Origin of the sequence: Pseudovibrio exalbescens, from assembly GCF_028737195.1 — a bacterium.
Classification (GTDB): Bacteria; Pseudomonadota; Alphaproteobacteria; order Rhizobiales; family Stappiaceae; genus Pseudovibrio; species Pseudovibrio zosterae.
In genome coordinates this window covers 644,008-669,822 of record NZ_JAQZAJ010000001.1, presented here as the reverse complement: position 1 = coordinate 669,822, position 25,815 = coordinate 644,008, and the positions used below count along the sequence as shown (strand labels likewise).

At 56.9% G+C, this 25,815-nt stretch carries 22 protein-coding genes; 10 read left to right on the top strand and 12 right to left on the bottom strand.

Features of this window, described 5'->3' with window-relative positions:
- Positions 1-44: 44 nt before the first annotated feature.
- Entirely contained in the window at positions 45-740 is a 696-nt protein-coding gene (gene gmk / locus PUV47_RS03190) for a guanylate kinase (RefSeq protein WP_274216996.1), read from the top strand.
- An 86-nt stretch (positions 741-826) separates the two neighbouring features.
- Here the strand turns inward: gmk and rsmA are convergent, their stop codons facing one another.
- From rsmA to lptF, 6 genes are all read right to left on the bottom strand, one after another.
- On the bottom strand, positions 827-1,660 hold the full coding sequence (rsmA, locus tag PUV47_RS03185) for a 16S rRNA (adenine(1518)-N(6)/adenine(1519)-N(6))-dimethyltransferase RsmA (protein WP_274216995.1): 834 nt from the start codon (positions 1,658-1,660) through the stop codon (positions 827-829).
- Positions 1,661-2,677, bottom strand: a complete 1,017-nt coding sequence (gene pdxA, locus PUV47_RS03180) for a 4-hydroxythreonine-4-phosphate dehydrogenase PdxA (RefSeq protein ID WP_274216994.1) — start codon at positions 2,675-2,677, stop codon at positions 1,661-1,663.
- 20 nt (positions 2,678-2,697) lie between these two features.
- Positions 2,698-3,630: a SurA N-terminal domain-containing protein gene (locus PUV47_RS03175; RefSeq protein WP_274216993.1), complete on the bottom strand. Its 933-nt coding sequence runs from the start codon at positions 3,628-3,630 to the stop codon at positions 2,698-2,700.
- 162 nt (positions 3,631-3,792) lie between these two features.
- Complete coding sequence (locus PUV47_RS03170; RefSeq protein ID WP_274216992.1) at positions 3,793-6,180, bottom strand: LPS-assembly protein LptD; 2,388 nt, start codon at positions 6,178-6,180, stop codon at positions 3,793-3,795.
- Positions 6,180-7,274, bottom strand: a complete 1,095-nt coding sequence (gene lptG, locus PUV47_RS03165; protein WP_274216991.1) for an LPS export ABC transporter permease LptG — start codon at positions 7,272-7,274, stop codon at positions 6,180-6,182. Before lptG ends, PUV47_RS03170 begins: the two co-directional genes overlap by 1 nt.
- A gap of 1 nt (position 7,275) precedes the next feature.
- Positions 7,276-8,463, bottom strand: a complete 1,188-nt coding sequence (gene lptF, locus PUV47_RS03160) for an LPS export ABC transporter permease LptF (protein ID WP_274216990.1) — start codon at positions 8,461-8,463, stop codon at positions 7,276-7,278.
- Positions 8,464-8,701: 238 nt separating this feature from the next.
- On the opposite strand from lptF, the gene PUV47_RS03155 reads away from it, so the two are divergent.
- From PUV47_RS03155 to PUV47_RS03145, 3 genes are all read left to right on the top strand, one after another.
- The gene (locus PUV47_RS03155; RefSeq protein WP_274216989.1) at positions 8,702-10,204 is read left to right on the top strand and encodes a leucyl aminopeptidase; all 1,503 of its coding nucleotides are present in this window, start codon (positions 8,702-8,704) and stop codon (positions 10,202-10,204) included.
- A 516-nt stretch (positions 10,205-10,720) separates the two neighbouring features.
- Positions 10,721-11,170, top strand: coding sequence for a DNA polymerase III subunit chi (locus PUV47_RS03150; protein ID WP_274216988.1), 450 nt, complete (start codon positions 10,721-10,723; stop codon positions 11,168-11,170).
- Positions 11,167-11,883 carry a class I SAM-dependent methyltransferase gene (locus PUV47_RS03145; protein ID WP_274216987.1) on the top strand — a complete coding sequence of 239 codons (717 nt, stop codon included), beginning with the start codon at positions 11,167-11,169 and terminating at the stop codon, positions 11,881-11,883. The genes PUV47_RS03150 and PUV47_RS03145 overlap by 4 nt, the downstream gene beginning before the upstream one ends.
- A gap of 211 nt (positions 11,884-12,094) precedes the next feature.
- Here PUV47_RS03145 and PUV47_RS03140 read toward each other — a convergent pair whose 3' ends face one another.
- Together PUV47_RS03140 and PUV47_RS03135 are read right to left on the bottom strand one after the other, a co-directional pair.
- Positions 12,095-12,511, bottom strand: coding sequence for a VOC family protein (locus PUV47_RS03140; protein ID WP_274216986.1), 417 nt, complete (start codon positions 12,509-12,511; stop codon positions 12,095-12,097).
- Positions 12,512-12,579: 68 nt separating this feature from the next.
- Positions 12,580-14,466, bottom strand: coding sequence for an ABC-F family ATP-binding cassette domain-containing protein (locus PUV47_RS03135; RefSeq protein WP_274216985.1), 1,887 nt, complete (start codon positions 14,464-14,466; stop codon positions 12,580-12,582).
- A gap of 770 nt (positions 14,467-15,236) precedes the next feature.
- On the opposite strand from PUV47_RS03135, the gene PUV47_RS03130 reads away from it, so the two are divergent.
- Positions 15,237-15,710, top strand: coding sequence for a hypothetical protein (locus PUV47_RS03130; RefSeq protein ID WP_274216984.1), 474 nt, complete (start codon positions 15,237-15,239; stop codon positions 15,708-15,710).
- A 562-nt stretch (positions 15,711-16,272) separates the two neighbouring features.
- On the opposite strand, the gene PUV47_RS03125 is transcribed toward PUV47_RS03130, so the two are convergent.
- A complete protein-coding gene (locus PUV47_RS03125) occupies positions 16,273-16,806 on the bottom strand; it encodes a DinB family protein (RefSeq protein WP_274216983.1) in 534 nt (177 codons plus the stop codon).
- A 355-nt stretch (positions 16,807-17,161) separates the two neighbouring features.
- On the opposite strand from PUV47_RS03125, the gene ndk reads away from it, so the two are divergent.
- On the top strand, positions 17,162-17,584 hold the full coding sequence (gene ndk / locus PUV47_RS03120; RefSeq protein ID WP_274216982.1) for a nucleoside-diphosphate kinase: 423 nt from the start codon (positions 17,162-17,164) through the stop codon (positions 17,582-17,584).
- 96 nt (positions 17,585-17,680) lie between these two features.
- Here ndk and PUV47_RS03115 read toward each other — a convergent pair whose 3' ends face one another.
- The gene (locus PUV47_RS03115) at positions 17,681-18,328 is read right to left on the bottom strand and encodes a LysE family translocator (RefSeq protein ID WP_274216981.1); all 648 of its coding nucleotides are present in this window, start codon (positions 18,326-18,328) and stop codon (positions 17,681-17,683) included.
- A gap of 299 nt (positions 18,329-18,627) precedes the next feature.
- On the opposite strand from PUV47_RS03115, the gene PUV47_RS03110 reads away from it, so the two are divergent.
- On the top strand, positions 18,628-20,718 hold the full coding sequence (locus tag PUV47_RS03110) for a molybdopterin-containing oxidoreductase family protein (protein ID WP_274216980.1): 2,091 nt from the start codon (positions 18,628-18,630) through the stop codon (positions 20,716-20,718).
- 267 nt (positions 20,719-20,985) lie between these two features.
- On the top strand, positions 20,986-21,648 hold the full coding sequence (locus PUV47_RS03105) for an FRG domain-containing protein (RefSeq protein WP_274216979.1): 663 nt from the start codon (positions 20,986-20,988) through the stop codon (positions 21,646-21,648).
- Between the two features lie 279 nt (positions 21,649-21,927).
- Here PUV47_RS03105 and purN read toward each other — a convergent pair whose 3' ends face one another.
- Both purN and purM read right to left on the bottom strand, forming a co-directional pair.
- Positions 21,928-22,590: a phosphoribosylglycinamide formyltransferase gene (purN, locus tag PUV47_RS03100; protein ID WP_274216978.1), complete on the bottom strand. Its 663-nt coding sequence runs from the start codon at positions 22,588-22,590 to the stop codon at positions 21,928-21,930.
- Positions 22,591-22,592: 2 nt separating this feature from the next.
- Complete coding sequence (gene purM, locus PUV47_RS03095; protein ID WP_274216977.1) at positions 22,593-23,660, bottom strand: phosphoribosylformylglycinamidine cyclo-ligase; 1,068 nt, start codon at positions 23,658-23,660, stop codon at positions 22,593-22,595.
- 304 nt (positions 23,661-23,964) lie between these two features.
- Here purM and PUV47_RS03090 point away from each other — a divergent pair, with 304 nt between their 5' ends.
- Positions 23,965-25,056 carry an AI-2E family transporter gene (locus PUV47_RS03090; RefSeq protein WP_274216976.1) on the top strand — a complete coding sequence of 364 codons (1,092 nt, stop codon included), beginning with the start codon at positions 23,965-23,967 and terminating at the stop codon, positions 25,054-25,056.
- Complete coding sequence (locus tag PUV47_RS03085) at positions 25,053-25,733, top strand: HdaA/DnaA family protein (protein ID WP_274216975.1); 681 nt, start codon at positions 25,053-25,055, stop codon at positions 25,731-25,733. Before PUV47_RS03090 ends, PUV47_RS03085 begins: the two co-directional genes overlap by 4 nt.
- Positions 25,734-25,815 lie beyond the last annotated feature (82 nt).

The following is a 25,815-nucleotide window of genomic DNA, read 5'->3' as shown; positions in this document are numbered from 1 at the left end:
GCGGTTACACACCGCCAATAGATAAGAATAGACGGAGTATCCGAATGTCCGAGCGCGCCTCTGGCACAACAGTATCTTCTCAGCAGGCTGAAGACACCCGCCGTGGCCTCATGCTGGTGTTGTCCTCACCTTCAGGGGCAGGCAAGTCCACCATCGCCCGCATGCTGCTGGGTGAGGAGAAGGATCTCACTCTGTCCGTTTCCGTAACCACGCGCCCACAGCGCTCGACGGAGGTGGACGGCGTGGACTATCACTTCGTGTCCCAGGACAAGTTCAAGGAGATGATCGAAGCCGATCAGCTTCTGGAGTGGGCCGAGGTCCACGGCAACTATTATGGCACCCCGCGCGGTCTGGTCGAAAACTGTCTTGAAAAAGGGCAGGATGTGCTTTTCGATATAGACGTCAAAGGCACCTTCCAGCTCTACGACAAGATGCGCTCGGATGTTATTTCCATCTTTATCCTGCCGCCGTCCATTGCAGAAATGGAAGCGCGTCTTTCCAAGCGCGGTGAGGACAGCGAAGAAGTCATCTTGAAGCGCATGAAGACCGCTGTTGGCGAGATGAGCGCGTGGTCCAAGTACGACTACATCATCATCAATGACGATCTTCAAAAAGCCTATGAGAGTGTTCGGGCCATCCTGCGGGCAGAACGTCTACGCCGCGAACGGGCCGTGGGCATTGCACCGCATATTGACGGTATGGTGGAAGACCTGCGCAGCCGCATTGAATCCGGCTCTTAAGGTTGCAGTCCAAGTCATTGAAAGAAAATAAAAAAGCGCCTCTTTGAAAGGGGCGCTTTTTGCATTCTTAACCCAAGGGTTGAACCCTAGCTGAAAGCGTGGGCCAGAGCGATGAAGCCTGCCACATCGATCTCTTCAGCGCGCGCAGTCGGTTTGATGCCAGCTGCCTCAATGCGTGCTTCCGCGTCTGGGCGCAGGGACTTGAGACTGGCGCGCAGCATCTTGCGGCGCTGACCAAATGCGGCGTTCGTTATCGTCTCCAAAGCCTTCAAGGGGCACTCCAGCGGCTTCTCCCGCGGGTGCAGCTGCACAACGGCGGACGTCACCTTTGGCGGCGGGGTAAAGGCCTGCGGGCTCAAATCGAACAGAATATCCGTATAGCACCGCCAGTTGGCCAGAACGCCCAAACGGCCATAAGCCTTGGAGCTGGGGTCTGCCACAATACGTTGGCCGACTTCCTTCTGGAACATCAAGGTCAGAGATTCCCAGTAAGGCGGCCATTGGTCGACCGTGAGCCAGTTCAGCAGCAGCTGTGTGCCCACGTTGTAGGGCAGGTTGGCCACGATCTTGATAGGCCCCTCGGTGATCTCCCGGGGGTCGATCTTCAATGCGTCCCCCTCGATCACTTCCAGACGGCCATCATAGTAATCGCTGATTTCCTGAAGGGCCGGGATGCAGCGGGTGTCCTTTTCAACGGCAATCACTTTTTTCGCGCCTGCCGCCAGCAAGCCCCGTGTCAGACCACCGGGGCCGGGGCCTACTTCCAGAACGGTCACGTCCTCCAGTTTGCCAGCGCTGCGGGCAATGCGAGAGGTGAGGTTCAGATCGAGAAGGAAGTTCTGGCCGAGCGCTTTGCGCGCATCAAGACCGTGTTCGCGAATGACATCGCGAAGCGGAGGTAGGTTATCAATTTGAGCCATTTAGACCAATTCCGGTTCACTAAGAGCCACGGCAAGGCGCATGGCCGCAGACAGGCTGTCCGGGCGGGCCGTGCCATGTCCGGCCAAACCAAAGGCTGTGCCATGGTCCGGTGAGGTGCGCACGAAAGGCAGGCCGAGCGTTACATTTACCGTGTCGTCGAAGGCCAATGTCTTCACTGGGATCAGCGCCTGATCGTGATACATGGCCAGCACCACGTCGTAGGTTTCTCTGGCGCTTTCATGGAACAAGGTGTCGGCTGGAAGAGGGCCGCGCACGTCAACGCCTTCATCCCGCAATTTATCAAGGGCAGGAACGATAATCTCCAGATCCTCAGTCCCCATGGTGCCGTTTTCGCCAGCGTGTGGGTTCAGTCCAGCCACCGCAATGCGCGGCCGCTCAAGACGGAACCGGCGCTTCAGGTCACGGTCCACAATGCGGGCGGTATCGATGATGAGCTGAGGCGAAAGAACATCCCAGATCTTGATAAGGGGAATGTGCAGCGTAACGGGCACGGTCATCAGGTCAGGGCCTGCCAGCAGCATGATCGGCTGCTGCGCCCCTTTGCCAAACATTTCTGAAAGCGCGCCCAGGTACTCCGTGTGCCCCGGGTGTTCAAACCCGGCTTGATAAAGCACTTCCTTGGCAATCGGGTTGGTTGCGACTGCGCAGGCCAGGCCATCGCGCACGTGCTCCACAGCGGTGCGAATGGATTCCAGCACCATCTGCGCGTTTGCGGAAGAAGGAACCCCCGCAACCGCATTTACAGACTTCGAGAGCGGAACCACCGGCAGCGCATCGTGAAACACAATGTGAGCGTCTTCCGGTGTGCACACCTTGATCTTGACCTTGAGGCCAATCTGTTTGGCGCGCGTTTCAAGGAGTTCCGGGTCAGCGATTACATAAAATACTGGCAGATCTCGCTTCAAGCGTTCAGCCCAAGCCATGAGTGTAATCTCTGGTCCGATACCTGAAGGTTCTCCCATGGTAACGGCCAAGGCCCGGGCTGGTGCCAGCATCTCAGTAGTCCTTTATCCTCTTAGCGGTCTTCAATCACGGCGCGGGTGCGCAGTTCATGCAGGTAACGGCGTGCCAGACGCTGACCTTCTTCATTGCGAAGCTCGCCTTCAACCTCACTGCGGGCAGCCGCATCGCTCTGCAGCGTGCGCTTGTCGCAAAGGGCGATCATTTCGTAACCCTGTTCAATTTCCTGAGCTTTTGTCAAACGGCCCACGGAAATGTTGTCGAGTTCTTTCTTCATCGCAGGCGACAGGTCGTTTTCAAGGCGCTTTCCAATTGGGCGCACAACAACCTCTTTCAAACCACCGGCAATGCGAAGGCCTTCGCTGCAAGAGGTAAAACGGCTGCGTAGCTTGTTCATTTCGCTCTGCCGGGCGCGCCGCTTGCTGGCGCTTGCACTTTCAGGCACCACGAAGATCACCCGCTGCAGGTCATATTCTACAGTCGTGTTTTCCGTGTCTTGAGAGCGGTCACGCAGCGCTGCGATCACGTCAGACTGGTTGATCCGCACGGTGGCGCGGAACCGCCGCATGACAACATCGCGCCAAGCCAACTCTGACCGCAAACGGTCCTTGAGGGTCTTGGAATTGATGCCGTTCTGGCCAAGGGCCTGCGTGAACTGGCTTGGTGACAAACGCACACGGCGGGCGATATCACCAAACGCGCTGTTTACATCCGCATCGCTCACCGACACGCCAACCCGTTCGGCTTCTTGCATTTTCAGGGCTTCTTCGATCAGCTCGTTGCGGGCGCGGCGCTTGGCAACGCTCTGAGACGAGCGGGTGGTCAAGACGATCAGGCGCGACCGTTGAGTAAGATCGTAGCTGGTGATTGGTTTGCCATTCACCACCAGTTCAATGCGGGTTGCCGCTTCCGCCGGAGCAGAAAAAGCGCCAACAAGCGCGAGAAAAAAAGTTGCAAGAACAATTGCAGGAAGTCGCGAAGTTTTCATATCTGCTCGATACCCGGATCGCACCGGCCCCGTTTCCTTGTCGCATTAAGCCCTCACCAGACTACGTTGAGTAAACGGGTGACAGCGGCAGTTGAGCGTTACCATTAAAAAGCGAGCGCGGCATTCAGATGGCCACGCTCAAACTCTTTGAAACTTATAACACTACTCACTTGAAGTGGATAGGCTCGTATCGCCAATCGTTCGCAATCCGACCCGGAAGAAGAAGGTCTTTTCAACGGGTTCACCGTTGTTTCGGCTTCTGTCTTCCCCATAGGAGAAGGAAACCGAGAAGCCTTCATCGTCATAACCGATACCGACGGCGTCCTGAACCACCTGACTGTTGACCAAGTCATAGCGCACCGAACCAAACAGACGCCAGTTTTCCTGCAGGGTCAGGTTGGTGGAGCCAACAAGTTCCTCGCGGTCTTCATTGATACCCGCATCAGGACGTTCACCAAGGAACGCATAGGCAACAGCAGCAGACAGTGGGCCGTAGCGACCACTGGCGGTCACTTCCGCACGCTGAATAGAGAAGTCATCTTCATCAAAGCGTGCGTTGCTGCCAATGCGGAAGCCCGTATTGGTATCAAAGTAGAGCGCAGTTACCCAGTCAGACTGGTCAGTCTCAAGACCGGAGTCGCCCGTTGCGTCCAAAATATCCGGAATCTCATAGGAGTTGTCTCCGGCAAGTTGAATGGACTTACCGAACGTGGCGCTCACGAAGGAGCCTTGGTCGAACTGCAGACGGTACTGCAGGCCAAGGTTGGCGCGCGTGCCGCCTTCGTCACGGTCAAAGCCGGAGAACTTGTCCCATTCGAACAGGGTAGAGGCGTCAAACACGATGGATTGCGCGTCTTCGTTTGGCAGTTCACCAATCTTTTGTTCATCGGGGCGCACGATGATCTGAGCAATTGGCGTAATCACCTGATTGCCGCCCTTGAAGGTCGCAATGAACGGATACTTGTATTCAAGGCCAATCGCAGGCATCCCGCGGAACGCAACGGTGTCGTCCGTGAGCGATGTCACGTTCTTGTCCGCAGATTCCATCAAGTAGAGATTGGTCTTCACATAGGCAAACGGGGTAAACACCTGTCCCAACGGGTCAATCAGCGTGCGCCGCCAGGTCATGTTGGCGCTGGCGCGTGTGAATGTACCTTCAACACCGCGGAACCGATTGTTGTTGTTCACTGAGAACGCATCGGTGGTGTTGCGGGTCAAGCTGGTGACGTTGCCCGTGTAGGAAAGCTCACCGCCCAGGATCGGATCCGCAAAGATCACGGAGTGATCGATCACCGGATGCACAACGGGCTGCTTTTCCTGAAGGTCATCATCAACAGGGGAGAACGGCGCCGTCGGGTTTGCTGGATCGTTCGGGGTCGGGTTGTCTTCCTGAGAAACCTGGAAGGCGTAAGCGTTGGCTTCAAAGCGATTTCGCTCTGTCACGCCATTCAGATAAATCTTGGAGACCTCCGAGGCAGAACCAAACTTCGCAAACGAATAGTCTTCGCGGAACGCCCGGTCGGTGGCGTAGGTCAGATCCCACCCGGCAGACCAGCGATCCGCCAGGTCGTACGCACCTTCCGTGTTGATGATGAAGCGGAAATCTTCGTCACCACTGGAGCCGACAAACTCGTCAGGATCGGTCTGATAGATGCCACCGGTCGAGATGGAGTAGTCGCCGTTCAGCGTCTCCTGACGCCAATCCAGCTGCAAAAGCGCACCTTGCTTGGAAAGCGGGGTGAGGGTCGTGGTCAGATCATAATGCGGATCAAGCGCCCAGTAGTAAGGGATGGACGCGCCATACCCAAGGCGGCTCTTGAACACCACTTCCGGGAAAAGGAAGCCAGAGCGCCGTTTCACTGAAGGGTCAGGCAGTTCCAGAAAGGGCACGGTGGCAATGGACTTGCCCAAGAACTCCAAGGAAGCTTCCTCAAAGTAGATGGTTTGTTCCTGCCGGTTATGGATGATCTTTGCTGACTTGATGCGCCAAAGGGAAGGCTTGGCCGGGCTCGTGTAGACCGTGTAAACGCCGTCGTTCAGTGTGATCTCGTTGGCATTCGTGCGCTCGGCACTCTGTGCGATCAAACGGGTGAACTGCGGTGTATCGATACGCAGGGAATGGATGAAACCTTCGCGGAAATCATCGCTCAGTTCCAGCTCATCGGTCAGAATGAGATTACCGTCCGGCTCCGTCATGCGCACATTGCCAATGGCAGAGAAGCGGCCGGTCTTGCGGTTATAGACAACGCGGTCCGCTTCCAGCGTGTATTCATCAAAATAGATGTCTACAGAGCCAGAGGCCGTAATCACGTCATTGTCGAAATCGTATTGAAGATTGCTTGCTTCAAGCAGCATCGGTTGCGTGGTGTCGATGCTTTGAGAAACTGCGCCCTCAAAATCAACCTGTGCGTGTGCATTCGTCGTCATCCATGCGGTCGCATTTGCGCACACCAAAGCAAGTGCAGAAACACCTGCCAGATAGCTGGCAAACTTGCGCCCACGCGCTTTTTCAGAACGACGTTGTCCTAGGAGGGATGGCAATGCCACCATTAGCCATCCTCCTGATTCAACAGGATCGTAAAACCCATAAGTACCCCAAATACGCCAGGTGCCCACGCAGCTACTTCTGTAGGGACGATACCCGCGCCCCCTAAATCTCTAGAGAGTTCAGATACAACGTAAAGCACGAAGCCTGCAACAATGCCACCCACAATAAGACGGCCAATTCCACCAAAACGCGAAACTCTTAACGACACCGCCGCAGCGATTAATATCATTGCCACCAAAAGAACCGGCTTGGCGAGCAGACTCTGATACTGAAGTGCATACCGATAGGCGGGAAGTCCCGCTCTTTGTGAGAGTTCTATGAACCTCGGCAGATTCCAGAAGCTGATTGACTCAGGGGATGCAATGCTTTCCCGCACCTCAGTTGGCGTAAGGTAAGTGCTTAACGTGTAACTGCCATAAATTTGTGGATCACTATCCACTCTAAACACAGTCACATCGCTGAGCCGCCACATGTTATTGGCCAGAATCGCCGTACTGGCTTCGATTCTCTCTGCGAACTCACCATCGCGGTCGAAGGCGAAGATGGTTACCCCGTTCAACCGGCCGCCGCGATCCATGATGTGGCGGGCGTGAACAACGGATTCGCCGTCCGCCCCGTCCTGCCGCAGCCAGACTTCCCCAGTGGTTTGAATCAGATAGGTCTGCTCCACGCCAAAAAGGCCAGCCGCAAGCTCATCGGACATTTCCTGCAGTTTCACTGCAGCCGGGTTGTAAACGCAGATCGCAAATACCCCGAGAAAGATGCCGGTCAGGATCGCTGGCATGGTGAACTGCCACACGGAAATGCCCGCGGCGCGCGCCACCACAAGCTCAAGACTGCGCGACAGGCTCAAGAATGCCCAGATGGAGCCGAACAGCACCGCAAAGGGCAGCACTTGCTCCAAAATAAGAGGGACGCGCAGCGCCGAAATCGCGGTTACACGCATCAACGAGAAGGCGTCGTCATCGCTCCCGCGGCGCACCAGTTCCAGCACGTCGAACAGAAAGATCAGCACTGCTGAAAACAGGAACAGCCCGATAATCGACTTGAAAAAACGCAGGGAAATGTAAACGGAGAGGGTCTTGCCAGCCATCATCTCAGGCGCTCTCCCCACTCTCTGCTTTCCGGCGCCCCAAGCGCTTGGTTCTCATGCGCTCCATTAAGGTCTCCAGCTTGAAGGAAAGCTCGCTCAGCCATGCAGGTGTGCGCCCAAACACAATTGACCAGACCGCGAGCAGTCCCGCAATCACCGGGATCGCATAGAGTATAGGGAAAAGAGACACTTGAGAGTTCACAATCATTGTGCCGCCAAAGCCAAGTGTGCGCACGGCAAAGCAGCTCACAAAAGCGCCAAGCAGCGACATGCTTTGGTTTTGACGGGTGGTTTTTGCTGAGCCGAGAAACGCATAGAGGATCAGACCGAATGCCAGCGGATAGAGCGGCTGGCTCACCCGGTCATGAAACTCCACGATCAGGCGGTTCCAATGCCGCTGGGCGTAGGTATCGTCAGGGTCGGCGTTCAAAAGTTCCAGAGTAGGGCGGTCGCTGGCCTTGTAGGTGGGCTCGCGCGCCTCCGGGATCATGCTGGACAGGTCAAAGCCGTAGGATTCAAAACTCACGATCGAGATGTCGCTGCTGCCTTGCGGGCGGCGCTGAATGGTCCCGTCGAGCATCACCAGAATGGTCTTGTCTGCCGCTTCAATGATCCGGCCGCGCTCTGCGGTGTAGGTAAAGCCTGTTTCCTGTTCGCGCTCATCACTCAACAGCAGGCCTTCCAGAATGCCATCACCGGAGCGGTTGCGAATATGGAATGTCAGCCCGTCTTCAATTTCGATGAAACGGCCGGGTTTGACGATGTTTGCCACCAGGTCAACGCGCACCTTGGTAATCTCATCGCGCATCAAGGCGCGGCTCGTCGGTGCAAGGTAGGTCGAGAAGAACCCCAGCAGCAGGGCGATCAGCAGCGAGAACAGCATGATCGGGCGCAAGACGAGGCTGCGCGACGCGCCAGAGGCATTGATCACAATCAGCTCGCTGTCCCGCGCCATGCCGTTCAGCACGATGATCATGGCAATGATCATGGCAAACGGCGCAACGATCACCACAAGAAACGGCAGGCCCAGCATGGTGATGTAGAAGAACTGGAGTAGTGTCTGTCCCTTGGAGGTTACAAGATCGAGCTGACGCAGAGCCTGAGTGGACCAAACCACGCCTGTCATCGCGATCAATGTAACAAGAAAAGAACCCAGCGTTCTTCTCAGGATGTAGCGTTCAATCGTTTTCATTGCACCGGGCGCGTAGGGCTCTGCTTCTCATTCTGGTTGTCGTTTCTCTTAGCACGGATCGTTTGGCAAGATAGCTCCGAACCATCAATTGATGCATAAACTCTCAGATTTATTGGACTGATCTTGAAAGCAAACGCATTAGCGGCCATTGTCTCTTCATAATTCACAGCGCTCCTCCACATGAGTGCTACCTTTCCTAAAAGACCAATCCAACAATCACGGAAGAAAGAAGGATCCAATGGCAACTCTACCGTCCATTAGAATCAGTGGTTTGGGCAAACCCTCCGAAGCCGTCGCTGTCATTTTTGCGGAAAAAGAGAACAAGCTCTCTGATCAAGCCGTTGATATGGTGGGTGGGGACGCAGCATTCATCGAGCGTGCTGCAAAAATCTCCGAGTTTGAAGGCAAGAAGTCGTCTTTCCTTGATGTCATCGCACCAGAAGACAGTGCAGTGGACCGCGTCATCGTGGTCGGTCTTGGTGATGCAGCTGAGTTGGAAGAATCCGATTGGCGCAACCTTGGCGGCGAACTGGTGGGGAAGCTGAAATCCCTCAAGATCGAAAAGGCTGAGCTGCGTTTTGATGCGCCAGACGCCTCCGCAGAGACGCTTGCAGCGTTTGCGCAGGGCGGTTTCCTGCGCGGCTATGTGTTTGATGCTTACAAGACCACCAAGAAGGAAGAGGAAAACAACGCTGACTGGGCGCTGTCACTCACCATTCAGTGTGGTTTTGAGGCCGAAGCTGCCGCAGCATGGAAAGAAGCTGAAGCTGTTGCGGGCGGTGTCCTGCTGGCGCGCGAGCTGGTGGACCTGCCGCCAAACGCGCTTGGCCCGGTTGAGTTCGCGCAAAAGGCTGTCGATCTTGGCGCTCTTGGTGTCGAAACCGAAGTTCTGGATGTTGAGCAGATGGAAAAGCTCGGCATGCACGCGCTTCTCGGTGTGGGGCAGGGTTCCCGCCGCCCATCTCGCCTTGCCATCATGAAGTGGAACGGCGGCAAGGACGGCGACACTCCAATCGCTTTCGTCGGTAAGGGCGTTGTCTTCGACACCGGCGGCATCTCACTCAAGCCAGGTGCTGGCATGGAAGAGATGAAGGGCGACATGGGCGGCGCAGCCGCTGTAATCGGCCTCATGCATGCGCTTGCCGCGCGCAAGGCACCGGTCAACGTAATCGGTGTTCTGGGCCTGGTGGAAAACATGCCAGACGGCAACGCACAGCGTCCGGGCGACATCGTCACCTCCATGTCTGGTCAGACCATTGAGATCCTGAACACAGACGCTGAAGGCCGCCTCGTTCTGGCAGATGCGATCTGGTACACGCAAGACCGCTTCAAGCCGAGCTTCATCATCGATCTGGCAACCCTGACCGGGGCCTGCCTCGTTGCACTGGGCACCCACCGCGCAGGCCTGTTCTCCAACGATGATGAGTTGGCAGAGCGCATTCACCAGGCGGGTGAGTTTACCGATGAGAAGGTCTGGCGCCTGCCGCTCGGCAAGGAGTACGACAAGATGATCGATACGCCGAACGCCGACATGCGCAACACCGGTGGCAGCCGTTTTGCTGGTGCAACAACGGCAGCCCAGTTCCTGCAGCGTTTCACCAATGAAACCACATGGGCGCATTTGGACGTTGCGGGCACCGCCATGGGCTCCAACAAGAACGCCATCAGCCAGGGCTGGGCCTCCGGCTTCGGCGTGCGTCTTCTCGACAAGCTGGTCAAAGACCACTACGAGAACAGCTAAAAGAAAAGGCTGGTCGGGAAACCGACCAGCCTTTTTCGTGAATTGCTCAGGGCTGCCTTGCAGCCACGTTGCCTGAAAATCTCTTTGATTTCAGAGCTTAACAGGTCTGATAATCCTGACAGATGCTCTGGTTTTCTGGGAGCATGGCGCCAACGGCCGCCGTTACTCCAACCAGGCCACACACCAAAACAAAAAACAGGACGATACGCGACAGCATTAGGCGCCTCTTGCACTCAAAAAGGGACTATATCCAGAGCCATTGTAGTCAGCTCTCCGGATGAATCATGCATTGATAATTCAGTGGTTTTCTTTAAGCACTGTTAATTGAAGCGAGCATGACGGAAAGTCCAGTCTCAAAGCAGTGGATCACACTATTATCAACGAGACTTCGACGGTGCGCCCCAGTCGTTTCTGGATAACTCCCCGGTCCGTGGCGGAAATGTGGTGCTGTTGCCCGTCAGGATGGTAGGACCACATTGTTCTCGCAAGACATGACTCGTAACTCCGGATGGTCCCATGAGCGAAGTGCTATTCTATCAACTCTCGCTGTTCCCGCTTGAAAAGGCGCTGCCGCAAATGCTGCAAAAGTGTATTGAGCGCGACTGGGCAGTAACCATTCAGTTCGGCTCACAAGAGCGCTGCGAAGCCATTGATGCCCATCTGTGGACCTATTCGGACGACGCTTTTCTGCCCCATGGCACCAAGAAAGATGGTTTTGAGGAAGCGCAGCCAATCTACCTGACCACAGAGAACGACAATCCGAACGATGCCATTGTCCGGTTCGTGGTAGACCGCGCGCCAATGCCCGATCCTTCCGGCTATACCCGTGTGGTATACATGTTCGATGGCAATGATCCGGAAGCCCTTCAGGAGGCCCGAAAGCTTTGGGTCGAGGTAAAAAAGACCGATCATGAGCTGACCTACTGGGCACAAACACAAAATGGGGGCTGGGAGCGCAAGGGATGAGCCGGGCAAAAACACCTGAGCACCTTCGAGCGGAGCGTGAGGCTTTGCGGACGCGGCATGATGCTATTCCCGGGGGCACCGGAGATGGCGATTGGGAGGCCCGCAAGAATTGGTTTGATGCCGTTTATGAAACGGCAGCGGGAGATGCCGGGCAGGTGCCTTGGGCGGAGCTGCGCCCCAAGGCACCCATTTTGAAGTGGCTCGACTCCCATCCCGGGCGTGGGAAGACCGCTTTGGATGTGGGGTGTGGACTTGGTGACAACGCAGAAGCTCTGGCCGGCGCAGGGTATGAAACAACCGCGTTTGACGTATCCCCAAAAGCCATCGAATGGGCTAAAAAGCGGTTCCCGAACAGCCCGGTGGCCTATCGGGTCGAGGATCTTTTCGCCCTTCCAGAGGATCTCATTCTAGCCTTTGATGTGGTCTATGAATGCTACACCATACAGGCCATTGCTCCGGAGCAGCGCTCCGACGTGATCAAGGCCATTGCCTCTTTGGTCAAGCCGGGCGGAACCTTGCTGGTCTTGCAACGCACCACCACTGAAGCGGAACGTAGCGGACCGCCGTGGCCGTTGCTTGACTCAGAGTTATCAGCGTTTTCTGAGGTAGACTTAAAGTTGCATATCCGGCAGGACTACACGGAAACGCGTCCGGATGGACGCCAGATCCCTCATTCTTTCCTGATCTATGAAAAGCCCGCGTCTTCCAGCTAGGCGCGAGGCTTAGCCCTTGCCCCAAGGGCACCGACTGGATTCTGTTTCTGAGCCTGTTGACTCACTCTGTGAAGCAGCTGAATCAAACGATGATTTAAACTATATAAGTAATTGAAAAATATTCGTAAAAGCCCGTTTAAGGTAGGGCGGCGCGCCGCCGCTTCCAGCATCAGATCCGCATTTGCCCGTCATGGCGAAAAAGGCATTGACCCTATCTGGTTGCCATCGGGTGTTCCGGGCTGAACTGCAGAAGGTCCCATAGGTTGCCATAGAGGTCCTCAAAGACGGCAACAGTGCCATAGTCCTGCGTCTTTGGATCGCGAATGAACTTGATTCCGAGGGATTTCATCCGCTCGTAATCGCGCCAAAAGTCATCCGTACTCAGAAACAGAAAGACCCGCCCACCGGCTTGATTGCCGACAAACGGGCGCTGTTCTGGCTTGGACGCCTTTGCCAGAAGCAAGGTCGCGCCGTGAGAGCCCGGCGGGGCCACCACAACCCAGCGCTTGTCCTGTTCCGGTTGGTACGTGTCTTCAATGAGTTCGAACTGGAGCTTGTTCACATAGAAATCGAGGGCCTCGTCGTAGTCGTCGACCACCAATGCAATGTGCATGATGTTTTGCTTCATCTGCGTTGCCCATTCCCATTCATGTGCACCAAGGCACGCCCGTTCCAGCCCAAGCGGAGAAGGGTGTGTTACCCTTCAGCGCTTGCTTGTTCATACTCGTCTGACAGCATGAGCCAGTTTTCTTCTGTCTCTGCCAGCAGCTTGACCGTATCGGCACGCTTCTTGGCGTAGTCCGTCGCCTTGTCTGGAGCCTTGGTGTAGATCTCCGGGTCCGCGAGCAGGCCGTCCAGCTTCTCGATCCGTTGCTGCAGCTTCTCCATGTCCTTTTCCGCAGCCGTGATCTTCTTCTTCAGCGGTGCAAGCTGAGCACGCTTTTCTGCAGCCTCCCGGCGGCGGTCGCTGGCAGAGCCTTTTTTCTCTTCCGCCTTGCTGTCATCTTTGGCGGGCGCGGCGTCGCCTTGCAGAATGTAGCGCCGATAGTCGGCCATATCACCGTCGAAGTTGCGCACGGTGCCATCAGCCACCAGCCACAAGCGGTCCGCGCAGGCCTCAACCAGGTGCCTGTCGTGGCTGATCAGGATCACCGCACCCTCATAATCATTGATGGCGTGCACCAGCGCCTCGCGGCTATCGATGTCAAGGTGGTTGGTCGGCTCATCGAGGATTACAAGGTTCGGACCGTAAAAGGTGGCCAGGCCCAAGAGCAGGCGGGCTTTTTCACCCCCGGAAAGGTCTTTGGCAGGGGTCAGCATCCGGTCGGTTGGCAGGCCAAACCCATCAACACGGGCGCGGATCTTGGATTCCGGCGCTTCCGGCATCAGGCGGCGCACATGTTCAATGGGGTTTTCGTTGGGCATCAAGTCGTCGAGCTGGTGCTGGGCAAAGAAGGCTGTGCTCAGCTTGGCGCTTTGCACCATGTCACCGCCTTGCAGCGCCAGACGTCCGGCAATCAGCTTGGCGAAGGTGGACTTGCCGTTGCCGTTGGCCCCTAACAGCGCGATCCGATCATCATGGTCGATATTCAGGTTCAGGCGTGACAGCACGGTCTTGTCGTCATACCCAACCGAGGCGCTTTCCAGCTTGATGATTGGCGGCGAGAGCTGCGTATCTGGCTTTGGAATGCGGATCGGCAGGCCCGAGCTTTCATCCAGCACGGAGATGGGCTGCATCTTTTCCAGCATCTTCAGCCGCGACTGTGCCTGACGGGCTTTGGAAGCCTTGTAGCGGAACCGGTCCACGAAGCTTTGAATGTGCTTGCGTTCCTTCTCCTGCTTCTCCTGCGCTTTTTTCTGCAAGATGATGGTCTCGCGGCGCTGGCGGTCAAAGCTGTCATAGCCGCCGCGATAGAAGGTCAGCTTGCCTTGATCCATATGGACGATGCTGTCCACGGCCTTGTTGAGCAGGTCGCGGTCGTGGCTGATCAGCACCACTTGGTAGGGATAGCGGGCAATGTAGGTTTCAAGCCACAGCGTCCCTTCAAGGTCGAGATAGTTGGTCGGCTCGTCCAGCAGCAAGAGATCAGGCTGAGAAAACAGCAGCGCTGCCAGCGCCACACGCATCCGCCACCCGCCAGAAAAGTTGGCGCAGGGCTGTTGCTGCTCTTCAAAGCTGAAGCCCAAGCCGTGCAAAATGGCCGAGGCGCGTGCTTCCGCACTATGGCTATCAATGTCGGCAAGGCGGGTGTGAATTTCCGCGATGCGATGCGGGTCTGTCGCTGTTTCCGCTTCCGACAGAAGCGCGGTGCGTTCCGTATCAGCAGCCAGCACCACTTCCAAAAGCGTGTCCTGCGTGCCCGGCGCTTCCTGCGCCACCTGGCCAATGCGCGCCTTGCGCGGCATCTGCACATCACCGCTTTCAGAGGAAATCTCACCGCACAAAAGCTTGAACAAGGTCGACTTGCCCACGCCGTTGCGGCCCACAAGGCCTGTCTTTGCGCCCGAAGGAATGGTCACACTGGCGTTGTCAATCAACAGCCGGCCGGCAATGCGGTATGTAAGGTTCGAAATCTGTAACATGCCGGTCTGTTTGCCGCCGTTCTTTTGCAAACACAAGGGTATAAATCCACGCAGCTCAGATTTTCACCGCCACAAGAACCACCCTGTTGCCCGCTACACCTCTCACCCCACTGCACTCACCACACACGCCCACCACACACGCCCACCACACACGCCCACCACACACGCCCACCGCACTCACCACCGCGCTCACCACGCACTCCCACCACGCACTCCCGCCGTCATCCCGCACTTGATGCGGGATCCAGCAGGGCGCTCACCCCAAGTGAAGGCGATCGGTGACTGGGTTCTGCGCTCGCAAGTGCTCACGCTCTTTGCACTGGATCCCGGATCCGCGCTGTGCTTGTCCGGGATGACAGTGTTGTGTTCTTGGCGCACCACACACCCCACAGTCATCCCGCACTTGATGCGGGATCCAGAAGGACGCTCACCCCAAGTACAGGCGACCGGTACTTGGGTTCTGAGTTCGCAAGTGCTCACGCTCCTTGCGCTGGATCCCGGATCCGCGCTGCGCTTGTCCGGGATGACAGTGTTGTGTTCTTGGCGCACCACACACACCCACCGTCATCCCGCACTTGATGCGGGATCCAGCCGGGCGCTCACCCCAAGTACAGGCGACCCGTACTTGGGTTCTGAGTTCGCAAGTGCTCACGCTCCTTGCGCTGGATCCCGGATCTGCGCTGCGCTTGTCCGGGATGACGCTGGAGTAGGTCGAGGGCAGGAGAGGCTTTCACTCTCCTCGCAGCAACGCCAACGAACCCCGCGCACCCATGACACCCCGGGCCCATGACACCCCACGCTTTGTGAACCTCACCACACACCCCACCGTCATCCCGCACTTGATGCGGGATCCAGAAGGACGCTCACCCCAAGTACAGGCGACCGGTGCTTGGGTTCTGCGCTCGCAAGTGCTCACGCGCCTTGCGCTGGATCCCGGATCCGCGCTGCGCTTGTCCGGGATGACAGTGTTGTTTTCTTGGCGCACCACACACCCCGCCGTCATCCCGCACTTGATGCGGGATCCAGCCGGGCGCTCACCCCAAGTACAGGCGACCGGTGCATGGGTTCTGGGCTCGCAAGTGCTCACGCTTTCTTCGCTGGATCCCGGATCTGCGCTGCGCTTGTCCGGGATGACAGTGTTGTTTTCTTGGCGCACCGCTCACCCCCACCGTCTTCCCGCACTTGATGCGGGATCCAGCCGGGCGCTCACCCCAAGTGAAGGCGATCGGTGCTTGAGGTTCTGAGTTCGCAAATGCTCACGCTCCTTGCGCTGGATCCCGGATCCGCGCTGCGCTTGTCCGGGATGACAGTGTTGTTTTCTTGGCGCACCACACACACTCACCGTCATCCCGCACTTGATGCGGGATCCAGCCGGGCGATCACCCCAAGTACAGGCGACCGGTGCCTGGGTTCTGAGTTCGCAGGTGCTTACGCTCCTTGCGCTGGATCCCGGATCTGCGTCTCACATGCGTTCGCCTTGTCCGGGATGACAGTGTTGTGTTCTTGGCGCACCACACACACCCGCCGTCATCCCGCACTTGATGCGGGATCCAGCCGGGCGGCCCCCCAAGTACAGACGACCGGTGCCTGGATTCTGAGTTCGCAAGTACTCCCGCTCTTTGCGCTGGATCCCGGATCTGCGCTGCGCTTGTCCGGGATGACAGTGTTGTGTTCTTTGCGCACCACACACGCCAATCGTCATCCCGCACTTTGGCCGGCACTGTTCCTTTTAAAACAAGAAAAACCCTGCCAAGGCGGGCAGGGTTTTGGAAGGTCAGGTCAGGTTTTTAAAGAATGGCGGGCCGCTCAAGGGCGCACCATGTCCTCCTCGCGCGCCATGCCAAGGCCGGTTTCGCGCTGGAAGTAGATCATGTCCACCGCCTCGGGCGTGCGGCCCAGCTGGGTCAGCATGCCGTGAACCTGGCCGCGGTGGTGGGTCTGATGGTTGAAGAAGTGGAACAGCGCCGCCCCCAGGGGCTGCTGCATCACAAGAGGCTTGCGCACGGTGCGATAGATCAGCGTGCGCATGAAGTCGCGCTCCTGCATCCGGTCGATGACCGAGATGATGCGCTCATCCATGAGCTTGCGCTTTTCGCGCAGGTCCGCAAAGCCACCGGTCAGCGTGTCGTCCAGACTGTCATAGGCTTCCCCTTCGCCGGTAAAGCGATAAAGCCACAAACGGTCTGCAACAAGCTGGTGGTCAAGCGTGCCGTGGATCGAGTTGAAGTAAACTCCCAGATCACGGTGATAGTCCGCTTCATCAAGCTGGGCACATTCTTCCAGGAGAAGGTTGTTCGCCCACTGGTTATAAGCGGCGAACATGACAAAGGCAGCTTTCATTCTGCAAATCCTTTCAGTGTGCGGGTTAACTTATCATCACCGGAAAACGGCTCTCGCGAATTGACCGGAATCAAATCTGAGGCCCTGTGGTATTCGCATTATAAAAATTTAAAGGACGCTACGGATCTTGGCGGGAATACTTAAGTTGTTGCTGCCCGAGCGTTTCCTAGGGTTTTTCGTTGCAGCGCAATCATATCTCGGGATTCTACGTGCCTCGGCACTTGCAAAAACACGTAGGTTGTCGCTATATCCGCCCCGAGTACTGGAAAAATATTTCCAGCAAAGGCTCTTTGCGGGGAGCATAGCTGCACAAGAGCTGTCCTCAGTTATCAGCTAAACCTACAGGCAGGATAAAATGGCCATCGAACGTACTTTTTCCATGATCAAGCCAGATGCAACCAAGCGCAATCTGACCGGTGCAATCACCGCCAAGCTTGAAGAAGCTGGTCTGCGCGTTGTTGCGTCCAAGCGCGTATGGATGTCCCTGAAGCAGGCAGAAGGCTTCTACGCTGTACATAAAGAGCGTCCGTTCTTTGGCGAACTGACCGAGTTCATGTCCTCCGGCCCAACCATCGTTCAGGTTCTGGAAGGCGAAAACGCAATCGCGAAGAACCGCGAAGTCATGGGCGCAACCAATCCGGCAGAAGCAGCCGAAGGCACCATCCGCAAGGAATTTGCCCTGTCTCTGGGTGAAAACTCCGTACACGGTTCTGACGCTCCAGAAACAGCAGCTGAAGAAATCGCATACTGGTTCTCCGAGACCGAAATCGTAGGCTAATCAGCCTCCGCTCTGGCGGAAACGAAAATGCGAGGAGCTGGCAGCACTGTCAGCTCCTTTTTCTTTGGGTAAGGTGGATGACAAGCCCGCAGGCCGTCAGCTCGCAATAGCCCGCGCCGTGAGCAGCTTCAGGGCAAAGCCGCCCATAAGCCCGGCAAAGGCCCAGTCAAACACCCGCATGGCCTTGGGGGAAGATTTCAGACGCTTGGCAATGCGGTCGGCACAAAGAACCATCAAAAGACAACAGGGCAACCCAAGACACAGGAAATAGAGGCCCAGAAACAGGAGCTTTCCTGTCGCGTTGGGGTCTCCAACGGAAATGAACTGGGGCAGGAACGTCACGAAGAACAGGATGATCTTCGGGTTCAGCAGGTTGATGGTGAGCCCCTGAAGGTAGGTCTTCATCAAAGGCTCAGGTGGCCGTGCAGAGCGGTCCAGCGAAAGACCGGTTCCACTGCGCACTGCCGCCACTGCCAGATAGACCAGATACGCAGCGCCAATGTACTTCAGCACCGTAAACGCAGTAGCCGAAGCGGCCATCAGCGCTGACAGTCCTAGGGCTGCGGCCAGTGAGTGAACCACAACACCTGACGACGCGCCCAAGATGGCGGCAATGCCCGCGCGCTTGTTCTGTGTCAGCGTCTTGCTGAGAAACAGCATCATGTCCGGCCCAGGTGTCAGAGCCAAAAGAATGCCCGCCAGAGAAAAGGCCGCGAGCGTTGCTGGATTGGGAATGAAGTCCATATGATCCTCTGGCCAGTAACCAAAACACACGTGTATTGAACGTTTGAAAGCCGGCTTGGCAAATCACAAATCGTGTGGCCCTGTAACATAGAGGATGACCGGCGCTCTATGCGCCGGTTTTCTGACGAGCCAGATGCAGGTCGTGAACGGCCCCTGGCCGGGGAGGCCGATCAAACCGGCGTCATCGGCGTGTTGCTTTGGAACTTCTTCAAATTGCAGCAGCCTATGGTGTTGTGCGAGCGCTGCTCCTTGACTAAAGTCGCCAACATATCGGGAAAAATAGATACAAGTAGCGTTTGATGAACAAAGCCGTTAAGCCACCACGCAAGTTTTCTGCGTGTCCGCATGATTGCCCATCTACCTGTGCTGTAGAGGTTGAGCTCAGCCCGGAAGGCCGCGTCAAGCGCCTGTTCGGTGCCAAGGACAACACCTATACGGCCGGTGTCATCTGCGCCAAGGTGGCGCGCTATTCGGAGCGTATTCACCATCCGGATCGGCTGCTTTATCCGCTTCGGCGCACGGGGCCCAAAGGCAGTGGCCAGTTCGAGCGTATCTCATGGGATGAGGCGCTTGATGAGATCACCGCGAAATTCCGTGCAGCTGAAGAAAAGCATGGCCCGCAAACGGTTTGGCCCTACTATTATGCAGGCACCATGGGGTTGGTTCAGCGCGACAGCATCAACCGGTTGCGTCATGCCAAGGGCTATTCGGGCATGTACGGTACGTTTTGCACCAACATGGCGTGGACCGGATACATCGCCGGAACCGGAAGCCTGACCGGGCCGGACCCGCGCGAGATGGCGGTCTCCGACTTTGTTGTCATCTGGGGCACCAACGCGGTGGCAACGCAGGTCAACGTCATGACCCATGCCATCAAGGCGCGCAAGACCCGTGGTGCCAAGATCGCCGTGGTCGATGTCTACCGCACGGAAACCATGAAACAGGCCGATATGGGCCTGATCATCAAACCGGGCACGGATGCAGCGCTGGCCTGCGCGGTCATGCATGTCCTGTTCCGTGATGGCCATGCCGACCGGGACTACATGGCGAAATTCGCAGATGTGCCGGAAGAGCTGGAAGCGCACCTTCAGTCCCGTGGCCCCGAATGGGCGGCAAAGATCACCGGCCTGAGCGTTAAAGAGATCGAGGACTTCGCCAACCTCATTGGCACCACGCAGCGCACCTTCTTCCGCCTTGGCTACGGCTTTACCCGATCCCGAAACGGCGTTGTCTCCATGCATGCCGCGTCCTGTATCGCCGTTGTGGGGGGACACTACCAATACGAAGGCGGCGGCGCGTTCCACAACAATGGCGGCATCTTCAAGCTGAACAACTCGAAGATCGAAGGTCATGAGTTGAAAGACCCCACTATCCGCCAGCTCGATATGGGGCAGGTGGGCCGGATCCTGAATGGAGATGAAGAGGCGCTGCTGGGTGGTCCGCCCGTCACCGCCATGATCATTCAAAACACCAACCCCATGTCGGTAGCGCCGGAGCAGGAGCTGGTGAAGAAGGGGTTCGCCCGTGAAGACCTCTTCACCGTTGTGCATGAGCAATTCATGACAGAGACCGCCGAGATGGCCGATATCGTGCTACCGGCTACCCAGTTTCTGGAGCATGACGACATCTACAAGGCAGGGGGGCAGCAGAGCATTCTGTTTGGGCCAAAAATCATCGAAGCGCCGGGTGAAGCGCGGGAGAACCTTTATCTCCTCAATGAGCTGATCCATCGGTTGGAGGGGGCCCCGCTGGACGCCCATTCCTGGACAGCACGTGAGCACGTAGATTGGATGCTGCATGCATCTGGATATGGTGGGCTGGAGCGCCTCGAAAGGGAGCGCTGGATTGATTGCCAGCCCGGATTTGCAGAAAGCCACTACCTGAATGGCTTTGGCTATCCGGACGGAAAATTCCGCTTCAAGCCGGATTGGGTCAACGTTCCTGCGCCCAATGTAGGGCCAATGGGCCCATGGCAACAGCTTCCAAGCCTGCCGGACTATTGGGAAACCCCGGAAAAGGCCACGGACAGCGAGCCGTACCGCCTTGTTACAGCTCCGGCGCGTTCCTTCCTCAACTCAAGCTTCAACGAAACCGAGTCTTCGTTGAAGAAAGAAGGGCAACCCGTAGCTATGTTGCATGCAGATGATGCCGCCGCGCTGGGCGTTGCCGATGGCGACGTGATTGCGCTCAAGAACGCTCGGGGCGAAGTTCACCTCCACGCGGAAATCGGCGAGCGGGTGCGAAAAGGCACCGTTGTCTCCGAAGGCTTGTGGCCCAACAAGAGCTTCATCAATGGGAACGGCATCAACACCTTGACCGGAGCCGATCAGGTCGCGCCGTTTGGTGGCATGGCCTTCCACGATACCCGCATCGCCATCGAAAAACTCTGAAGCAGGTTTTGATGGCACCGTTAGCTCAGCCGGAGAGGGCGCAGTCTTCCTCTCCGGGGCCTGGTTGCCACTCAAAGGCGCGATGGCAGGGCAAGTGGCCTCATTGTCGCGCTGTATCCTTCCCAATTGCGCATGGCGTTTTATGCAACCTATGATCCAGTCTCCTGAACAGCTGGGAAGGGTAAGCCGCTGCGCGATTTTGACGAAACTCTGGAAGTTCCCAGCAAGACTGTCTGCACGCTTCTTGAATTCCTGCAGCAGGTGGATGTGGACCACCCGCACGATGGTGCTGTCATCTATCGCGGGCAATCGCGGCCGGGCAGTTTGTTGCCGTCCATTGCCCGCCATATGCCGGACTGGAACAGCACCGACATCGAAAAGCGCATGATCGTCAAGCTCAGACAGATCGGTGCAGCACACATCTCGGCAAAGGAAAGCGATTGGGAGGTGCTTGTCAAAGCGCAGCACTATGGCCTCAAGACCCGTCTGCTGGACTGGACCTCAAATCCGCTGGCAGCGCTCTGGTTTGCCTGCAACGGGGTGCTCTCCCATAACCGGCAATACACCTACATCTACATGCTTGACACCCGCGAGCTTGACATGCAGCCCGATCTGCAAAAAGGGCCATGGGATCAGGAGAAGACCCGCGTCTATCGTCCGCATCTGAATAATCCCCGTGTCATCGCGCAAAATGGCTACTTCACGGTCCACCAGTATTCAGAGCATTTCGGCAAGTTCCTCTCCCTAGATCACGCACCGGATGTTTATGCCAAGATCACCGAGTTCAAGATCCCGAAGGACTGCGTGCGCGGCATCATGGCATCCTTGAGCTATCTGGGCATCGGCGCGGCCAGCCTCTACCCAGACCTCCAAGGCGTGTGCAATGCCATCAACCAGCAATTCCTGTATGACTTGGATTGCAATGGATGAGAAAAAATAATCGATAACAGGGCGGCGAAGGGCTGGAACGAGGAAAGGGCGCTGTTGTCCGAGAGCGCACCCGGTTCGGCGCGCTGGGCGGCAGCAGTCATCGCAAGAAATGCGCGATTCATTCAAACCAACGCAGCATCAACGCAAAGCGCGTTCAAACGTGGCCACGGGGATAAGTCGTTCTTGCGCGGCTCAAATGAAGGCGCGCGATTTCCATGGCTGAAAGGGGGAGCAGAGGGGGATAACGGCGTCGCCCTCCGCCAGATCTCAAAGGTCCGATCAGACCGTGGGTGCGATCAGATCATCATCCAGATCGTCACTGCCGACGATGGTCACCCGCATGCCGTTGATCTCGGTGCGTTTTGCCGCAACCAGCGCCAGCGCTTCCGGATAGATCTGGTGTTCCACTTCCAGAACACGGGCAGCCAGGGTCTGCTCGCTGTCATCATCCAGCACAGGCACCGCGCCCTGCATGATGATTGGTCCAACGTCCATTTCGCTTGTAACGAAGTGCACCGTCGCGCCATGGAGCTTCACACCGGTCTCAAGCGCCCGAGCGTGGGTGTTCAGGCCCGGAAAGCTCGGCAGCAGGGCCGGGTGGATGTTGATCAGGCGGCCTTCCCATTCTTCGGTAAAGCCCGGCGTCAACAGCCGCATGAAGCCAGCCAGAACCACCAGTTCCACATCGTGCTTCTTGAGTTCAGCGGAAAGCGCGCTGTCAAACGCGGCCCGATCCTTGCCGAACTCCTTGTGATCTATGGCAAAAGTCTGAAGACCGGCCTCTTTGGCAGCCTCAAGGCCAGCAGCGTCGGGGCGGTTGGAGCCCACCACAACGATCTCCGCCGGATACCCCGGCTCCTTGGCAGCCTCAATCAGGGAAGCCATGTTGCTTCCCCGTCCAGAAATCAGCACAGCGACGCGTTTTTTTGTTGCTTCAGACATGCTTATAGTCCCAGAAAGCCAGTAAATTCAACAGGTTCGGACCCGCGTTGATCCAGCTGGCCAATCACGAAAACCTTCTCGCCCTGAAGCTCAAGCAGGGTTTTGATGCTGTCTGCTTCCTGCGCAGAAGCAACCACCACCATGCCGACGCCGCAGTTGAATGTGCGCAGCATTTCAAACTCTTCCACCTGCGCGGTCTGTGCCAGCCATTTGAACACCGCAGGTGCCTCAATGGCATCCAGATTGATCCGTGCCGTCAGGTTGTCAGGCAGGACGCGAGGTAGGTTCTCAGGCAGGCCGCCGCCTGTGATGTGGGCCAACGCCTTGACGCCCGTGGTGTTGCGGATCGCCTCCAGAAGGGGCTTCACATAGATCTTGGTTGGCGTCATCAGCGCCTTGCCAAGGCTCTTGCTCTCGTCGAACGGCGCCGCATCCTCCCAGGAAAGACCGGAACGCTCAACGACCTTGCGCACCAGCGAGAAGCCGTTGGAGTGAACGCCGGAAGACGCAAGGCCCAGAAGAACATCTCCTTCGCCAATGTCGGCACGAGGCAGCAATGTGCCGCGTTCTGCAGCGCCAACGGAAAAGCCTGCCAGATCGTAATCGTCCTTGGCATACATGCCCGGCATTTCTGCAGTTTCGCCGCCAATCAGCGCGCAGCCTGCTTGCTTGCAGCCCTCGGCAATACCGGCCACAACCGCCGTTGCCCGATCAACATCCAGAGAGCCGCAGGCGAAATAGTCGAGGAAGAACAAAGGCTCAGCGCCTTGCACTACCAGATCGTTCACGCACATGGCCACAAGGTCGATGCCCACCGTGTCATGGGTGTCGGTGTCGATGGCGATCTTCAACTTGGTGCCAACGCCGTCGTTGGCGGCAACCAGAATAGGGTCCTTGAAGCCTGCGCCTTTGAGGTCAAAAAGGCCGCCAAACCCACCAATATCGCTGTCTGCTCCAGAACGGCGCGTAGCCTTAACCAGAGGACTGATCCGCTTTACAAGCGCGTTGCCCGCATCAATGTCCACACCTGCCTGCGCGTAGGTGAGAGACGAACCGTCATTCTGGCTCATGACTGTGCTCCAATCGTAAGAAGAGGGTTAGGCCGAGCGCCCTTTGAGTTTGCGCGCATAGAACCCAAAAAGCACCCCAATTGCAAGGCGTATCGCGCGTTTTAGGCGGTGAAAAACGCGCATTCTGTGCCTCAGCTGCACCCCGGATGTGGCGGGTTCCCACAAGTCTGGGTTTAGGTCTGTTTAGGGATAAACGCGATCATATTGGTGGAAGCACTTGACCGGCCAATTCTTGGTACTTAACACGGGCGTAAGCTTGCCGGTATTATGGCGGGGAGCGCCACAGGATGGAGGTCGCGGAGCAATGAGTTTACGCCAGCAAGTTGGGTTCTGGTTCGCAACCTTTATCGGCCTTGTCCTTTTCCTGTTTGTATTCAGCGACATTCTGCTGCCGTTCGTGGCCGGAATGGCGCTGGCATATCTGCTTGATCCAGTTGCAGATTTTTTTGAAAGACACGGCGTTGGCCGCTTGTGGGCCACCTTGATCATCTTGATCTTGTTCGTCTTTCTGTTCTTCTCCGCACTGTTGATCATTGGCCCGCTCATCGGCACTCAGATCGCCGGTTTCCTTGCCGAGATTCCGCGCATCGTCAACGGGCTGGAGGTCTTGATCTCCGAACGCATCGGCCCGCGCCTTCAGGAAATGGGGCTCCTTTCACAAGGGCAGGTCCAGTCGCAGCTCGGCACCATCATGGGGCAGGCGGCAAGCTGGGCGGCAACCGTACTCCAGTCCATCTGGAGTGGTGGTCAGGCGCTGCTTTCCATCGTTTCTCTGCTCGTCGTTACCCCGGTCGTGGCTTTCTATCTGCTGCTGGACTGGGACAATATGATCGCGCGCATCGACAGTTGGCTTCCACGGGATCACCAGAACACAATCCGTGAATTATGCGGACAAATGAACACGGCCGTTGCAGGGTTTGTTCGCGGTCAGGTACTGGTGTGCCTCATATTGGGAACTTTTTATGCGGTTGGTCTTCTGTTGGTGGGTCTGAAGTTCGGACTCCTCATCGGGCTAACGGCGGGTGTGGTGAGCTTTATTCCTTATATCGGTGCGCTTGCGGGCTTCCTCATGTCCATCGGTGTAGCCATTTTCCAGTTCTGGCCGGATCCTCTCATGATCGGCGCCGTGCTTCTGGTTTTTGCAACGGGCCAGTTTCTTGAAGGCAACATCCTTCAGCCCAAGCTGGTAGGCCACTCCGTGGGCCTGCATCCGGTATGGCTCATGTTTGCGCTGTTTGCGTTCGGCAGCCTGTTTGGTTTTGTCGGAATGCTCATTGCCATCCCCGCCGCGGCCGCAGTGGGTGTTCTGGCCCGGTTTGGCCTGCGGCAGTATCTGTCCAGTCCGTTCTATGCGGGTGTGCACCCCAAACAGAGCAAAGTGGAAGAAGTGGAATGAGTGGAGCGATCACGCCACAGCAATTGCCGTTAGTCTTGCCCCATGAGGAGGCATTGGGGATTGATGATTATCTGGTGAGTTCGTCCAATCAGGTGGCTTTCAACCTGATCAACAATTGGCCGGAGTGGCCATCACCCATCGTTTTGCTTGCAGGACCAATAGGTTCTGGCAAGACACACCTCGTAAACGTGTGGCAGGAAATGAGCGGTGCAACGGTCGTCAAAGCGTCCGATCTGCAACGATGTGACGTGAACAGCCTCTCGGAAAGCGGGCCCGTCGCCGTTGAAGACATCCATCAGGGCTTTGACGAGCGAAGCCTCTTCCATCTGTTCAATGCAGTGCGCCTGCACGGCAGCTCCATGCTGATCACATCCCGCGTGTGGCCACAGTCCATGCCGCTGCAGTTGCCGGATCTGGCCTCCCGTTTCCGGGCCACAACGCCCGTGGAGATCGAAGAGCCGGACGATATGCTGCTCAAGATGGTTCTGACGAAGCTGTTCGCGGACCGACAGATTTCTATTGATTCAACCGTAGTGGATTTCCTTGTGGTGCGCATCGAGCGTTCACTCAATGCGGCTGCACAGATGGTCGATCGGCTTGACCGGCAGGCACTGGCAAGTGGCAAGAAAATTACCCGCGTTATGGCGTCGCGCATGCTCGAAAGTTTAGATGAGTAAACAACTTTTTCGGGCAACTGACAAACGGCTGTAACTATTTGGGTCGATTGAGAAACATCTATTGATTTTACCGGAGGTGCCA

Bases quoted from the DNA above. Each gene is read 5' to 3' on its own strand.
- PUV47_RS03140 (WP_274216986.1), bottom strand. From the start codon at position 12,511: ATGAAGCAAAACATCATGCACATTGCATTGGTGGTCGACGACTACGAC.
- PUV47_RS03115 (WP_274216981.1), bottom strand. From the start codon at position 18,328: ATGGACTTCATTCCCAATCCAGCAACGCTCGCGGCCTTTTCTCTGGCG.
- pdxA (WP_274216994.1), bottom strand. From the start codon at position 2,677: ATGCTGGCACCAGCCCGGGCCTTGGCCGTTACCATGGGAGAACCTTCA.
- PUV47_RS03135 (WP_274216985.1), bottom strand. From the start codon at position 14,466: ATGTTACAGATTTCGAACCTTACATACCGCATTGCCGGCCGGCTGTTG.
- purN (WP_274216978.1), bottom strand. From the start codon at position 22,590: ATGTCTGAAGCAACAAAAAAACGCGTCGCTGTGCTGATTTCTGGACGG.
- purM (WP_274216977.1), bottom strand. From the start codon at position 23,660: ATGAGCCAGAATGACGGTTCGTCTCTCACCTACGCGCAGGCAGGTGTG.
- PUV47_RS03130 (WP_274216984.1), top strand. From the start codon at position 15,237: ATGACACCCCGGGCCCATGACACCCCACGCTTTGTGAACCTCACCACA.
- PUV47_RS03085 (WP_274216975.1), top strand. From the start codon at position 25,053: ATGAGTGGAGCGATCACGCCACAGCAATTGCCGTTAGTCTTGCCCCAT.
- PUV47_RS03125 (WP_274216983.1), bottom strand. From the start codon at position 16,806: ATGAAAGCTGCCTTTGTCATGTTCGCCGCTTATAACCAGTGGGCGAAC.
- PUV47_RS03175 (WP_274216993.1), bottom strand. From the start codon at position 3,630: ATGAAAACTTCGCGACTTCCTGCAATTGTTCTTGCAACTTTTTTTCTC.
- PUV47_RS03110 (WP_274216980.1), top strand. From the start codon at position 18,628: ATGAACAAAGCCGTTAAGCCACCACGCAAGTTTTCTGCGTGTCCGCAT.
- PUV47_RS03150 (WP_274216988.1), top strand. From the start codon at position 10,721: ATGAGCGAAGTGCTATTCTATCAACTCTCGCTGTTCCCGCTTGAAAAG.
- lptG (WP_274216991.1), bottom strand. From the start codon at position 7,274: ATGATGGCTGGCAAGACCCTCTCCGTTTACATTTCCCTGCGTTTTTTC.
- ndk (WP_274216982.1), top strand. From the start codon at position 17,162: ATGGCCATCGAACGTACTTTTTCCATGATCAAGCCAGATGCAACCAAG.
- rsmA (WP_274216995.1), bottom strand. From the start codon at position 1,660: ATGGCTCAAATTGATAACCTACCTCCGCTTCGCGATGTCATTCGCGAA.
- PUV47_RS03090 (WP_274216976.1), top strand. From the start codon at position 23,965: ATGAGTTTACGCCAGCAAGTTGGGTTCTGGTTCGCAACCTTTATCGGC.
- PUV47_RS03170 (WP_274216992.1), bottom strand. From the start codon at position 6,180: ATGGTGGCATTGCCATCCCTCCTAGGACAACGTCGTTCTGAAAAAGCG.
- lptF (WP_274216990.1), bottom strand. From the start codon at position 8,463: ATGAAAACGATTGAACGCTACATCCTGAGAAGAACGCTGGGTTCTTTT.
- PUV47_RS03155 (WP_274216989.1), top strand. From the start codon at position 8,702: ATGGCAACTCTACCGTCCATTAGAATCAGTGGTTTGGGCAAACCCTCC.
- PUV47_RS03145 (WP_274216987.1), top strand. From the start codon at position 11,167: ATGAGCCGGGCAAAAACACCTGAGCACCTTCGAGCGGAGCGTGAGGCT.
- gmk (WP_274216996.1), top strand. From the start codon at position 45: ATGTCCGAGCGCGCCTCTGGCACAACAGTATCTTCTCAGCAGGCTGAA.